Raw genomic sequence first — 13,594 nt, 5'->3', positions numbered from 1 at the left:
ACGATGTAAACAAAAAAGCCGGTCTACTCAGGTAAACCGGCTTTCATCGAAAACTTATTTTTATTTCACGATCAGCATCGTGGAGGAAATGTGCCCGTTATTCTCGATCGAAACCACGTAGGTTCCTTTGGAAAATGTGGATACATGGAATGTTTCAGTCGTTCTGTTTACAGGAGCAGTAAGAACCGTCTTACCGGCACTTGTGCTCACCGCTAATTTCCCGCCGATAAGTGTTTCATCGGTTATTTGGACCTCTACTTTTCCGTCGGAAGGATTTGGGGTTACCAGGAACCCGTTGGTTGCAATAAAATCATTGTAGGGTGAAAGTACGGCTCCCTGTTCGTCTTGTTGAGCCGGATTTCCTGCTTTTGGCGCGGCTGCCTGCGGGAATTTGGTACACACCGTAAATTCGCAGGAAGAACAGTCTTTATTGACAAATTTCACATCGTAGCAATAGCTGACCGAATTTTTACAGCAACTCAAATCCAGTACCGGAGGGAAACTCAGATCCAGTTGAACGCTGGTATTAACAACCGTAGGAACAGGGAAGTTCCAGCAAATTTTCCGGGAATACCCCAGATTGTGCGGATCGTGCAGCACACCGGTTGCACCCGAGATAGTTCCGGCGCTGACAATGGTTCCGAATTGTTCCGTTTTCGCCGGATCACATTTCAGGCAATTGTCATCCACATTGGACACATAGAATGGAAGATCAATGCAGATGGAACGCACTGCTTCTCCCATTGTGTTAATGGTTACTTCAGACGAGGTAGATCCATCCGGCTCTACAGAGTTTACCGCTGTAAGTTCTACTTCGTAAGGACATGGGCACGGATTACAGCATTCAAAATAAATGGAATCCACAATTAATCCGAAACCGGCACCCGGGCGTGAATGGGTGAAAGTAACATTGCTCAGTGTACCGGTCCAGGTAACCCATCCGGAAGCATTATCAGTTGTTGCATCCACGGCATCCATGGAAGAACCCGGATCGAAAAACGGTGCGGTCAAACTGCTGTATGCAGGCGAAATGTCGGTAATACTTTCATTCTGGAGTCCGTCGATGTCTACAAAATGGATCCGGAGATTACAGACCTCCGAGGAGAACTCAATGTTTATCGGGATAGCCGTAGAAACATCGGTAAGGGTGTTTGCGGGAATGATAATTCCGTTCGGAGCTCCGCTCACATTCATAAACTGGTGAGTTCCGCTGGTAATTCGGTAATTTACAGTTGAACCGCCGCAAAAATCAAAATTGGGACTGGTTGCTGAACTGACTGGAGTCGATGATACCCAGTTTAAATCATCAGTTACGACCTGGCTGTGTGAAATGCTTGCTAAGAATAATAGCAAGATGCTTGAGATTTTTCTTTTCATGTGAATAGTTTAAAGTGTGTGTCCGAATGTAGAATGAAAATTCAAATTTCCCAAATGGAAGTTATAGGAATGAATATTTGCGCGGTAAACAGCCGGAAATTGGCTCAGGGAATGATCCTTTACTATCTTTAATGAAAATGTCAATCGAATAACCGGATGAAATTAATTGGGATACTGATACTGATTTGCTGTTCATTCAAAGTGCTTGCACAAGACAGTAGTTCTTCCAAACTGGAAGGAGCCTGGATTTTAACCGCAATCAGGTGTGATAATAAATTGATTAGCTCGGAATTTCCGGATCCCGGTCCATACCGTTGGATCTTTCCGAATCTGCACTGGCTCTTTCAGGAGGAGAAAGTGTACGAGATCGATTATCCTTGCTGCCTGCAGGAAGTGAGCAGTGTGAGTGAAAAAGGAAAAGAATTGCGGATCAAATGGAACAGCGGGCTTGAAGAAGGATTTTCAATCGATTTCCGGAACGATTCGCTGATCCTGACCAGTGATTTGCCTTACGGGGAAAGGTATTATTTGATCAAAGACGGCCTGCCGGTAAATGAACTGGCCAAATTTATAAAAGGGTACATCAACCCGGTTTGCCTGTACGGCGATTGGGAAATTCCTACCGGTGAGGTTTCCGTTGAATACGATGCGATCTTAGTGTCATATCCGTGGAAATTACAGGAACAAGTTCATGTAGAGGCGAAAAACCTGCACCACTATTGGGCAAACAATCGCTTTTACCTGGAAGTGGATGGCGTGAAACGGCCATTCCGCGTAAAACACGTTTCGCTGCAAACCGGCAATATGATGCTTACGCCCGATAAATGGGCGAATGTGCATGCTGAAAACCAGTACTCAGAGGTTTGGCTGAGGAGAAGAACCTATTAACTGACTAAGATTTGGTATTCCGTAAAAGTAAATAGAGAATCAAAAGAACGACCAGCGAAACAGATACAATTTCTATGATCAGCAACTGTTTTTTTCATCGGGGTCAGTTGGAGCCGGGAATCTTGCGTAGGAATGCGGAGAAGGAGTAATACGGATTGCCTGCAGGGAGGACTCCCATTCATAGGAGTTCCGACACTGCAAAGAAGTTTGGGTCAATGAACCGATCGAAAGAGAAAGGAGGAACAGGAGGGTAAATTGTTTCATTCAATAACAGGTTGGTTTTACTTTTTTCTTCTTCGTTTGATAATAAAGTAAAGCGAAAGTAATAAAGCAAAACCACTGGTGGGCAGAATGTACCAGAGAATAGAGGTGTCTGTTTCCGGATCCGTTACTGCTGCAGCTATTAAAAGAAAACCGTTAATCATAGAAATGGGTTTAAATCAGGTATAAATGCCACCTGGATTTTGTTTGTTCCATGAATTTACAAAAAAAATCGCATAAAAATTTGTGAAACCGATCAGTTGCATATATATTTGTGAAACCGATTGGTTTCGGATTTAAAATTCAACACAATGAGAAGAGATGTTTTTCAAGCAATAGCAGACCCTACCCGCAGAGCAATTATCCTGCTGGTGGCTGTTCAGTCCATGACACCGAATGCCCTGGCCGAGCATTTCGACACCACCCGTCAGGCAGTTTCCAAACATTTACGGATTCTCACCGAATGCGAACTCCTGCAACAGAACCAATCGGGAAGAGAAATTTATTATCAACTCAATGGCGATAAAATGAAAGAGATCGATCACTGGCTGCAACAGTTCAAAAGGATCTGGGAAAGCCGTTTCAACCAATTAGACGACGTATTAGCAACTTTAAAGAAAGACAAATGAATTCAAATCTGCTTTTTGATTTTTCCGTAAACAAGGAAAACAACACCATTCACGTAACGCGCGATTTTGCCGCAAACCTTTCCCTGGTGTGGGATGCCTGGACCAAACCTGAATTACTGGACTTGTGGTGGGCACCCAAACCTTTTCAAACCAAAACGAAATCCATGGATTTCAAAGTGGGAGGGATGTGGCTGTACTGCATGATCTCACCGGAAAATGAAATCCACTGGTGCAAATTGGATTACCAATCCATTGAAAACCAAAAATCCTACTCCGGACTGGATGGTTTTTGTGATGAGAACGGAACGTTGAATGAGGCATTCCCGCGTTCATTCTGGAACAATGAATTCTCTGCGAAAGGTGAAAATACAACGGTAAACATTACCATCAAATACGATTCACTCGAAGATTTGGAAAAGATCATTTCCTACGGATTTAAGGAAGGATTCTCCATGGCAATGGAAAACCTGGATCAGTACATTGAAATGAAATTCAAATTGCGCAATGAACTCAAGCCGAAACGCTTGCCAAGAGTTTGCACTTACCTGAATTTCCCGGGAAATACAGAGGAAGCGTTCCTGTTCTATCAATCAGTGTTCAAAACAGACTTCTCAGGGAAAGGAATCCAGCGGTTCGGTGACATTCCTGCAGATGGAAATCACCCGCCGGTAGCAGAAGCAGTAAAAGATATGATCCTTCACATCGAATTGCCGATCGCTCCGAACCACGTGCTGATGGGAACAGACGCTCCCAAAGAAATGGGATTCACCCTCACGTCCGGAAACAACATGCATATTTCTGTAGAACCGGAAACCAGGGAAGAAGCGAAACGCATTTTTGATGAACTTTCTGCCGGTGGAACCATCACCATGCCGCTGGAAGACATGTTCTTCGGTGCATACTACGGTTCTTTTACAGATAAATACGGAATTAACTGGATGATTAATTACAATAATGAGTAACTTATAATTCAAATTCATCTGCCCCGGCGCATAAGGATCAAAAGTTTAAAAGTTCCATTGTTCAAGGCATTCTTTTGAACTCCCTTTTTGAACTTTTTGATCCATCTAAATCCATTAAACATTTTAAAATCAAGATTATGAATCACAATTTGGCATTTGATTTTTCTGTAGATAAAGACAACAGAACAATTACCGTAAAAAGAGAATTTGCGGCAGAAAGATCCCTGGTTTGGGATGCATACACCAAAAGCGAAATCCTGGACCAGTGGTGGGGCCCGAAACCCTGGAACGCACGCACAAAAAGCATGGATTTCAGAGATGGCGGAACCTGGCTGTATGCGATGGTAGGCCCGGGCGGACAAGAACACTGGTCGGTAACCAATTACACCAAAATACGCCCGGAAAGTTCCTTTACAGGCACAGACGCTTTTACCGATAGCAACGGTACAATCAACAAAGACATGCCGCAATCGAAATGGGAGGTTTCCTTTGAGGAGAAAGGCGATAGAACGGAAGTAACGATCCTCATCACTTACGATGACCTGGCGCAATTGGAAGAAACCATTAAAATGGGCTTCAAAGAAGGCTTGTCTATCGGGATGGAGCAATTGGACGAATTATTACCAAAGCTTAAAAAATAAGAAGATGAAAAATAAGATCTTATTTGTGATCAGCCTGCTTTTTGGTTTGATGTTCATCAATTCCGGGCTCAACAAAATTTTCCAATACATGCCAATGCCGAAGGACATGCCGGAAAACATGTTGAAATTGGTACAGGCGTTCGAAACGATCGGTTGGTTGATGCCTTTGGTTGCGGTAGTAGAAATCATCGGAGGTGTTTTGGTGATTATTCCCAAATACCGTGCATTGGGTGCGCTGATGATCTTCCCCATCATGGTCGGAATTCTTTTAACACATATCTTTCATGCACCTTCCGGTTTACCCATTGCATTGATTCTGGCAGCAGTGCTGGCCTGGATCATGATTGATAACCGGTCGAAGTATGCGGCTTTATTTAAATAACTAATTTTAATACAGGAATTTTAAAAGAGATTAGCTGAAAGTTTCAAAGTTCATTTCTTGAACATTTGAACTTTTTAAACCGTTTGATCTCTTTGGAACATTTCTTTTAAAAAGAAAAACATGGAAAAGACAAAAATCACGGTACAAACTACGGTAAATGCACCGATCGAAAAAGTGTGGGATTATTGGAATGAGCCCGAACACATCAAACAGTGGAACAGCGCTTCACCGGATTGGCACACGCCGAAATCGGAAAATGACCTGCGCGCGGGAGGCCGTTTTACAGCAAGAATGGAAGCAAAAGACGGTAGCTTCGGATTTGATTTCGGAGGTGTCTACGACGAAGTGACTACACATCAGTTTATCAGCTATACCATGGACGATGGCCGGCAGACCCACATTACTTTCACCAGCGATGGCGGCAACGAAACCAAAGTGGTGGAAACATTTGATGCAGAAGGCCAGAATCCGGTTGAAATGCAGCAAGCAGGCTGGCAGGCAATCCTGGATAATTTCAAAAAATACACAGAGAACAATTAATGACGAATGCCGAATCAAATGATTTTGTACGCATAGCATCATTTTAGGAGTTAAATTCGGCATTCGCAATTCATAATAAGGGAGTGTTACTTTTTTCAATTCCTTGTGTTATAGGAGTATGAAAACTTTACTTCCACTTTTGTTACTCTTTCTTTGGATAGGAAAGACAACTACCGCTCAAGTCTCGATCAGGGAAAACTTTCGTTTCGGCGACACACTAAAAGTCGCGAAGTACCGGCCCATTGAAAACGGATTCAGTGTTGCAAAAATCCGCATGACTCCCGGTGAACATACGATCCTGAACCCGGAAGATGTAAAAGCCCTGAAAGATCAGACCATTATCCGTGTCGATCTGATTTATTCCGATTATCCCTACGGGATGGATTTCACCGAATTGAACCGCCGGCGCATCCTGGAATTGTACATCTTGCTTCCCGAAGCATTTAACAGCAGCATCATCGACTGGAATATCGTGAAGCAAACCGGTGTGGAATCGCAAAGAGATATGCAAAACTACTTTCACGGGTTCGAGATCTATTACCGCAAAATGCCGACCTACCAGGAAGAACACAAACTGATCCTGGATGTGGTGGAACAAAAAGCATCTCCGCAGGATTCGAGTATTTTGAAAGTCTTTGAAAGACAACCAACCTGGAAGAACATGCTGGTAGTAACAGATGTTACCGGAAGCATGGCTCCGTATACCGCGCAAATTCTCTTGTGGATCAAAGCCAACCAGAAGCTGAAAACCTTCAAACAGATCGTCTTCTTCAACGATGATGAGGAAAACAGCAATACGCAAACAAAAGTACTCGATCCGACCGGTATCTGGACCATTGAATCATCCAATGCTGATAAAGTGATTGACCTTGCATTTACGGCGATGGAGAAGGGAAATCACATCGAAAATGACCTGGAAGCGATCTGCTATGCCATTCAAAAATACCCGGAAAACAAGAATAATGTGGTTTTGATCGCAGACAACTGGGAAGATCCCTGCGATATGAAATTGGTAGAATTCCTCAAACAGCAGAAAGTTCCTTTGAAAATAGTAGTTTGTGGCGTCAAAGACCGCATGAATACACTTTACCTGGACCTTGCTTACGCTACAGGCGGAAGTGTACACACCATGGAAGAAGATCTGACCAATATTGCCCAGATGGGAAACGGGAAAACCTTTAAGCTGAACGGAATGAAATTCATGATGAGCGCCGGAAAGTTTGTGCAGATAGAAGAGAAAAGCAATTTGAGGTAAGCATCGTCCCGGATTTGAAGACACGAAGATTATGTTTACATTTGGTCCGGACAATTAAACTGTTATGAAGAAATACATCCTCGGTCTTTTCATGCTGACCGCTTTCAACCTGTTTTCACAAGAGAAGTCTTATGTGGACTACTACCATATGGTCAACAAGGCGGAGGAAGAATTTGTGCAGAAAATGGACTCTTCCTGCTTCAAGTACTACGACAAAGCTTTTGCCGGTAACAAACCGTTTCTGAAGGATCCTTACATTGCGGCGCAGATTGCACTTTATTTGAATGATACAGCGCGTTTTGATCATTACCTGAAAATTGCTTTTCAGAATGGAATGCCTTTGAAATCTGTTGTTGCAAGTAAATTTATCAAAGACAGGTATCAGCCAAATTTGTATAAACGCATCAATCAAAACTTTAAGCGAAATTATGTGGAGCCACATATTGATAAGGAATTGCAGCAAACGATTTGTCAGTTGTGCTACGAATCAGACAGTTTGAAATTAAAAGCAGGAGCCGACAGTCCGCAATTTCATGCAAGTGAGAACAAAGCCCGCATTTACATCCGGGATTATCTGGTGAAAAAAGGCATCTTTCCGAATGAACACCTGCTTGGGATTACGACCAGTGATATGCTGAAAGACTTTTACAAGAAAAACAATAAGAAAGACCTGTATGCCGGAACAACGAGTGCTGACTACGCCGAAGAATCCGAGTTGCGTTTGAAGTGTCCGATGAACATCATTTTACATTCCCAGTGCTTTTTCCAGGAAAACAAAGAATTACTCTTCCAGGCAGTAGAAGCGGGGTATTTGCACCCGAAAGACTACGGAATTATGGAGGAAGCAGCTTACTTGTGGTTTAAAAAAACTTCAACCAACAAGCAGGAAAACTGTAAAATTCCCGCTGAAATAGTGTCGTACAATATTCTGGGAGTAGATCCTGCGCGAACAGACCAGGTGTATGACGTAACCGAACAGGGAATTAGAAAAGCGGAAGCCAACCGCGCGAAAATTTACATGCAGAAATTCAGTGTCGACAGACGAAAACACGAACTACAGGAGAAATACGGTTTTGCCTTCTTCTTCGATTTTGTAGACCGGCCATAAACGAATTAAAAAATCCCCTGACGATAAATCAGGGGATTTTTAGTTAATTATCAGAAGTCTTACTGAACGCTGAAACGACTTGTGCGTAAACCTGAACCTTTCGCTTTTTCTGTGATGAGGTAAACTCCGTGTCTCAAATCCGGTAATTCAATTACAGCTTTTTCATTTACGAGTGTCACTGATTTCGGTTGAATGATCTTACCGTCCAGGCTTTGGATCGTAAACTCAGAAGCTTCGGCTAGAATGGTCAGAAAACCATTTCCTGTAACTGGGTTCGGGTAAATTTCCAGTTGATTGTTACTGAACTCCGGAAGACTCAGCTGATCGATTACAATACAATCACTGGTATCGCTACATCCGTTAGTGTTTGATGCTATCACGGCGTACGTTCCGTTTGCTGACGGTGTGAATGTAAATGATCCGGTACCGTTTGCCGGGCTTTCGTCCGCGCAATTGATCCAAACCAAATTGCTTGCTGTTGGCGCAACAACCGTTATGGAAGTAATATTATCCGTAATGGATTGAATGACCGGGGCTAAAACGCTGACAACGGTTACTACTGTACTGTCGTCTCCGTTGATGTCCTGCAATACATCAAAATAAGTTCCGTCGGCAGAATAGCTATTTGACCCTACAATTACCGAATCTCCGCTGCACAACGTGATGTGTTGCTGTGTAACATTACTGGTAAAGCCAATCGTAACAGGGCCGTGTACCGGTAAATTATTAGTCGAAAAAAGTGTTCCTTCATTCGTTCCGTTACATAACCCGGAAGTGCCGGAAGGGACAAAAGCCCATTGGGAACCGTTCCAAACCGTTAATGTGATATCCGCACAATCGCTCAAACCGCTTTGCATCGCGTTGTTCCAGCCAACAGTTACACCAACCGGGTCTGCAGTGCTTGAATTGGTAAAGTCCCAGTATTCCAACGAACTGACACTTTGCATCGGAGCTTCAACAGGAGTTAAGTTGCTGTAGGAATTGTTTACATAGCCGGCTTTAATCACTGTACCTGGAGATGCCGGTGCTGTGATTGACAAAGGGCGGTATCTGTCAGGAAGCGTTCCTACAGGAAAAACAAACGCATCATTTCCGGTTTTTTCCACGTAACCGACGATAAACGTGGTGTCGGATTCTCCCGAAAGCGTTGTATTATCGGCTAGTTTCACCAGTGAAAGCGGATCGCATACAACGATTCCGTTGTTTAGTTGAAGTTCGGAAGAAATATTTACCGAAGTATTCAGGGAAATCCCGTATCCGCCATCTGCAGGGCCGTTTGCGTTATTTTCAATGCGAAGCCCGTAAAGCATCAGGTTGTTCGAAGCATGATCAACCACCTGGTTTTTCGACCCGTTCAAATTCAGGATATTTGAATGGTGATTGAAGGAACCCGATACGGATAAATCCCCGCTTACACTCAATACTAGCGGAGAAATGTGGGTAAGGCTTTTCCCGGTAGGAATGGTTAGAAAATCAAGTTGATAACTTCCGTTTCCGTTGAAAACAGTATTCCCTGTCAGGAATAAGGAAGAATCGGCAGCATACACACTTCCGTTATTGGTCCAGACAGCTGCATTCAAGTCTTTCCAGGTTGCATGGTTATTCAAAATAACCGAATCACCGTTAAGCAATTGAACAGCAGTTCCTGAATTTTCCAATAATGCACTGTTTCCGGTTAATTCCAAATGCATGTTCATGGTACTTGTGGGATCATTCCCGATTGTTCCGGTCACTTTCACCGTTCCGCCGGTTGAACGGAAATAACCGGTTCCTGCTCCGGGAGCTGCGCCCAGCCAAACCAATGCGCCGTTGATATTCAAGATTCCACCGTTTTGTTCAAAGGTCGGATAGTAAACTCCGGCCTCATTCTCAAAGCCAAATTCGGCATTGGTGGTAATGGTTCCCCCGTTTTGTACCAGTTTGCTGGAACCTAATGCGCTTCCGTCTACCAATGCGATGGTTTCTCCAACCGTTACTGTTCCTGCGTTAATGGTTCCGGTAGCTCCCAATTCAAACAGCAGGCGCTGTCCGCTGGATAAACTACCGCCGTTCATTTGCAAATGAGCATCATCTACAAAGATCAAGCGGGCATTATTTCCGCCTCCGATCAGGGAAAAAGCCCCGGAATTAGTAATCGTAACAACCGTTCCGTTCCCGATAATCTCTACGCGATCGCTTGTGTTCAGTGCAGCAGAAATAGTTAGCTGCGCCCCGTTTTGGACAAGCATTTCTGCCGGTGTGAAATTTGAATTGCCTGAAATGACCGGTTGTGCCATAGCCCCGGTATAATTCGCCGGATCGATCGTAATATTATCTCCGTTTGAAGGAGCGGAAGACCAATTGGAAGCGTTGTTCCAATCCGAATTCAGAGCACCTGTCCAGTTCTGTGCGAACAAAGAACTGATTGAGCAACAGATGCTGATTATTATAAGTGTTTGTTTCATGGTGTTTATTTAAAAAAAACATCAGGTGTGAGGTCAGGAATGACTACTTTCAAAAATTCCCCGCGAAATCCGGGAAAGGAAGAATCTTCAGGAACTTTGTCCTGTCGGGAAAGCCCATGATTTCTTAACGTATAAATAGGATTTCAAGAAATAATCCTCCGTATTTCGGACGATGTGAGTGTTTCAGAAATTATGCCTGACAAGGCGGTCTGAACAAGGAAGCCAGCGCCGGATCTTTGGGCCGGTTGGTTTTGAAAAGTGCAGGTAGACAGGTGTCTATTACCTCGAAGCGGTTTTCCGAAATAAATTTCGAACCTGGAAAAGAGGCTACCTCAAAGGAGAAATGATCGTCGATTTTTTTGAACGGAAGCTCCATGTCGCGGTCCTGGTCCTGCGTATTCTGATCGTGACCGATATAGTGCATCCAGATAAAATCACCGATCCCGATGCGTTGGTCCTGCGTGCGGTGTTCCGTAAAATGCGTGAGAAATTGGGGCAACTGGAAGAACTCTCCCAGTGAACTGTTAAACATAAAAATCGGTAACAGAATGAATATAACTGCCTTTCTCACAGCGCAAAGATACAAAAAGGAGATTTTATGTCAGGAAATTTCAGCACACAAATAATTTGGATTCGTCATTCGATTCGGAATTAGTAAGTACATTTACTTCACGTTCTTTATTGAATCAATATCCGGAAAAAGGTTTCATCCGCCGTGGCGGATGAATGAAGAGGGGAATCGTGTGAGAATCACGAACTGTCGCGCAACTGTAATTCCAATCGTAATGAATGGAAAAGTCAGATACCTGCCGTTTTCTGATCTGCTGGCCCCGGCTGGTGGAATTGGCCATGCTTTCGCGATTTGAAGCTGATGTCAAGGTTGTTTTGTTATTCTTTTTCAAGAATTAAACTTCCAGTACGTCTCTTTTTTTCGAAAGCGCAGAATATAAAAATGAATAGCTTATGAGTGATCATGAACAGGTAATTTGTCCGCGTTGTAATTCCGGTTTTCAGTGTAAAGCAGGTTCCATTTCGCTTTGCCAGTGCACGGCCGTGAATTTATCGGTAGATGAAAGCCAGTATATCTGCGACCATTACGAAGAATGTTTGTGTGCAGGCTGTATGCTGGAAATGAAGAAAGAATACAATGCAAAGAAACTGGAAGAGCGGTTTAACCAGATTTCGACACTTTTTAAGAAGAAAGATTATTGAAAAGGCACTTGCCCGAAGCTTCGGAAGAGCCTATATTAAACATAAAATATGACACTGGAACAAAGAATCCAACAATCGGAAACACGCATTTTTAAAGCGGTTTTCCCCAATACGACCAATCATTACGATACACTTTTCGGAGGAACGGCAATGCAGCTGATGGACGAAGTGGCTTTTATCGCAGCAACCCGTTTCAGCCGGCAGCGCATGGTTACGGTGAGTAGTGATAAGATCGATTTCAAAAAACCGATTCCGGCGGGAACAATCGTGGAATTAATCGGAAAAGTAACTTACCTGGGGAGCACCAGTTTGAAAATACGGGTAGAGATTTTTACCGAGCAAATGTATTCGGACGTGCGCGAAAAAGCGGTAACCGGAGAATTTACGTTTGTGGCAATCGACGAAAACAAGCAGCCTGTTAAGATCCTGAGAGATTAATGGTGAACAACGAGCTTTTGTGCGTGTGCAGTTCGTTCCGGGCAGATAAAGTAAATACCGTTCGTATATCCGGAAAGATCGAGTATGTAACTTGTCCCTGAAATAGTGATGGACTCGATCAATTGTCCGCGAGGGTTATAGATGCGGATCGTTCCGGGTTCGAATGACGCATGGATAAGCACTTGCTTATTTGCCGGATTCGGTATGAGTTGAAAGAATTCTTCCCCGTTCTCCGGAAGTGAAGCAGTACCCGAACAAGCTTTCAAAAGATCACTCATCGAATCATTGAAGAAACAATGCTGGAATTTCATGTTCTGGACAAACTCGTTCATTCCCTGCTGCATTTCAGCCACTGTCGGATTGGGATTAAACCCGTTTGAGATCCATTTGATGGATTTGTTCCAGAGTGAACTGGTATCCACTCCGACATAGCAGGGATAGTTACCACCGCTAAACATTTTTTTCCAGGTCCAGAAAGTTTCTCCGCTGATCTGTTTGGCCGGATCCTTGAAATAATCAAGCGTGGTACTCAAAGGAGCATAATTGTTTTCACCCCATTCACCACACATCACCGGAACATTCATGTTTTGTGATAATGCCACATATTCGTCCAGTGCGTCCGGGATATTCCATACAAACCAACTGTAAAAGTGGAAGGCAAAAACCATGTTCGGGTCGGGTAGGGAAGTGAAGATACTGAAATCGGTTGAGGCATCTTTTCCTTCGATAAAAAGCATGTGGTTGGTATCAACGGTCCGGATGGAATCCACCAATAATTCGTAAAACTGTACAAGTGTGCTGTCGGCAGGAGCTACCGGTTCGTTCAACAGATCATATCCGGCAACAATTCCACGGTTTTTATAGCGATTTGCAATGGCTTTCCAGAGTTCAGCCGTGCGTGTTTGATAAACAGGATCCGCCCACATATTGGGAGAATCAGGGTCGGTTACAAAATACGTCGATTGCCCGCCGGGAGCACTGTGCATATCGAAAAGTACATACAAATCATTGTCTTCACACCAATCAAGTACACTGTCAAGTAAGTCCCATCCGGATTGCTTGTATACATAAGGATTAGCATCATCTTCCAGGATCGTATGATTGAAAGGAAGCCGGACGAGGTTAAAACATTCGCCGGAAATAGCCTCTATATCTTTCCGGGTGATAAAATGATGATAAACCGAATCGCGAAAAGCATCTGCACTGGCTTGCCCTACTTTGTTTTTAATCCGGTTATAGATGGTTTTTTCCTGCGTGTAACCGGATCCCCAGATCCATCCTTCCCACAAAAGCCAGCCACCAAGATTTACTCCTTCCAATCGGATCGGTGTATTGTTTCCATCCAGTATCTGCCTTCCCGAACGATGTACAAAAGAAGTATTGTTCCAGTTTGCCTGAGTAAATGCAGGTATTCCTGAAAAACAGATCAAATAAGTAAGAAGCAGTTTTCGCATAGA

At 43.6% G+C, this 13,594-nt stretch carries 16 protein-coding genes and 1 riboswitch; of the genes, 10 read left to right on the top strand and 6 right to left on the bottom strand.

Annotated elements, in window-relative coordinates; genetic code table 11:
• Positions 1–60: 60 nt before the first annotated feature.
• Positions 61–1,377, bottom strand: a complete 1,317-nt coding sequence (locus tag ABDW02_RS07875) for a T9SS type A sorting domain-containing protein (protein WP_343633851.1) — start codon at positions 1,375–1,377, stop codon at positions 61–63.
• 156 nt (positions 1,378–1,533) lie between these two features.
• Here ABDW02_RS07875 and ABDW02_RS07870 point away from each other — a divergent pair, with 156 nt between their 5' ends.
• On the top strand, positions 1,534–2,265 hold the full coding sequence (locus ABDW02_RS07870) for a hypothetical protein (protein ID WP_343633849.1): 732 nt from the start codon (positions 1,534–1,536) through the stop codon (positions 2,263–2,265).
• Between the two features lie 78 nt (positions 2,266–2,343).
• On the opposite strand, the gene ABDW02_RS07865 is transcribed toward ABDW02_RS07870, so the two are convergent.
• Together ABDW02_RS07865 and ABDW02_RS07860 are read right to left on the bottom strand one after the other, a co-directional pair.
• Positions 2,344–2,529: a hypothetical protein gene (locus ABDW02_RS07865; protein ID WP_343633848.1), complete on the bottom strand. Its 186-nt coding sequence runs from the start codon at positions 2,527–2,529 to the stop codon at positions 2,344–2,346.
• Positions 2,530–2,546: 17 nt separating this feature from the next.
• On the bottom strand, positions 2,547–2,690 hold the full coding sequence (locus ABDW02_RS07860; RefSeq protein ID WP_343633846.1) for an LPXTG cell wall anchor domain-containing protein: 144 nt from the start codon (positions 2,688–2,690) through the stop codon (positions 2,547–2,549).
• A 147-nt stretch (positions 2,691–2,837) separates the two neighbouring features.
• Here ABDW02_RS07860 and ABDW02_RS07855 point away from each other — a divergent pair, with 147 nt between their 5' ends.
• From ABDW02_RS07855 to ABDW02_RS07825, 7 genes are all read left to right on the top strand, one after another.
• The gene (locus ABDW02_RS07855; RefSeq protein ID WP_343633844.1) at positions 2,838–3,155 is read left to right on the top strand and encodes a metalloregulator ArsR/SmtB family transcription factor; all 318 of its coding nucleotides are present in this window, start codon (positions 2,838–2,840) and stop codon (positions 3,153–3,155) included.
• A complete protein-coding gene (locus ABDW02_RS07850) occupies positions 3,152–4,117 on the top strand; it encodes an SRPBCC domain-containing protein (protein WP_343633842.1) in 966 nt (321 codons plus the stop codon). The genes ABDW02_RS07855 and ABDW02_RS07850 overlap by 4 nt, the downstream gene beginning before the upstream one ends.
• A 137-nt stretch (positions 4,118–4,254) precedes the next feature.
• Positions 4,255–4,758 carry an SRPBCC domain-containing protein gene (locus ABDW02_RS07845; RefSeq protein ID WP_343633840.1) on the top strand — a complete coding sequence of 168 codons (504 nt, stop codon included), beginning with the start codon at positions 4,255–4,257 and terminating at the stop codon, positions 4,756–4,758.
• Between the two features lie 4 nt (positions 4,759–4,762).
• The gene (locus ABDW02_RS07840; protein ID WP_343633838.1) at positions 4,763–5,140 is read left to right on the top strand and encodes a DoxX family protein; all 378 of its coding nucleotides are present in this window, start codon (positions 4,763–4,765) and stop codon (positions 5,138–5,140) included.
• A 120-nt stretch (positions 5,141–5,260) separates the two neighbouring features.
• Entirely contained in the window at positions 5,261–5,680 is a 420-nt protein-coding gene (locus ABDW02_RS07835; RefSeq protein ID WP_343633836.1) for an SRPBCC family protein, read from the top strand.
• 118 nt (positions 5,681–5,798) lie between these two features.
• A complete protein-coding gene (locus ABDW02_RS07830) occupies positions 5,799–6,935 on the top strand; it encodes a hypothetical protein (protein WP_343633834.1) in 1,137 nt (378 codons plus the stop codon).
• A 64-nt stretch (positions 6,936–6,999) separates the two neighbouring features.
• Positions 7,000–8,043 carry a hypothetical protein gene (locus ABDW02_RS07825; RefSeq protein WP_343633832.1) on the top strand — a complete coding sequence of 348 codons (1,044 nt, stop codon included), beginning with the start codon at positions 7,000–7,002 and terminating at the stop codon, positions 8,041–8,043.
• 59 nt (positions 8,044–8,102) lie between these two features.
• Here the strand turns inward: ABDW02_RS07825 and ABDW02_RS07820 are convergent, their stop codons facing one another.
• Both ABDW02_RS07820 and ABDW02_RS07815 read right to left on the bottom strand, forming a co-directional pair.
• Positions 8,103–10,487, bottom strand: coding sequence for a T9SS type A sorting domain-containing protein (locus tag ABDW02_RS07820; protein WP_343633830.1), 2,385 nt, complete (start codon positions 10,485–10,487; stop codon positions 8,103–8,105).
• A gap of 190 nt (positions 10,488–10,677) precedes the next feature.
• Entirely contained in the window at positions 10,678–11,019 is a 342-nt protein-coding gene (locus tag ABDW02_RS07815; protein ID WP_343633828.1) for a hypothetical protein, read from the bottom strand.
• A gap of 152 nt (positions 11,020–11,171) precedes the next feature.
• Positions 11,172–11,316, top strand: a riboswitch (cobalamin riboswitch).
• Between the two features lie 134 nt (positions 11,317–11,450).
• On the opposite strand from ABDW02_RS07815, the gene ABDW02_RS07810 reads away from it, so the two are divergent.
• Positions 11,451–11,699, top strand: a complete 249-nt coding sequence (locus ABDW02_RS07810) for a cysteine-rich CWC family protein (RefSeq protein WP_343633826.1) — start codon at positions 11,451–11,453, stop codon at positions 11,697–11,699.
• 48 nt (positions 11,700–11,747) lie between these two features.
• The gene (locus ABDW02_RS07805) at positions 11,748–12,137 is read left to right on the top strand and encodes an acyl-CoA thioesterase (RefSeq protein WP_343633824.1); all 390 of its coding nucleotides are present in this window, start codon (positions 11,748–11,750) and stop codon (positions 12,135–12,137) included.
• On the opposite strand, the gene ABDW02_RS07800 is transcribed toward ABDW02_RS07805, so the two are convergent.
• Positions 12,134–13,591 carry a cellulase family glycosylhydrolase gene (locus tag ABDW02_RS07800; RefSeq protein WP_343633822.1) on the bottom strand — a complete coding sequence of 486 codons (1,458 nt, stop codon included), beginning with the start codon at positions 13,589–13,591 and terminating at the stop codon, positions 12,134–12,136. The genes ABDW02_RS07805 and ABDW02_RS07800 overlap by 4 nt on opposite strands.
• Positions 13,592–13,594 lie beyond the last annotated feature (3 nt).

Origin of the sequence: Fluviicola sp. (assembly GCF_039596395.1) — a bacterium.
GTDB lineage: Bacteria > Bacteroidota > Bacteroidia > Flavobacteriales_D > Crocinitomicaceae > Fluviicola.
Note: the sequence above shows the minus strand (reverse complement) of the source record. Positions and strands in the feature narration are given on the sequence as shown.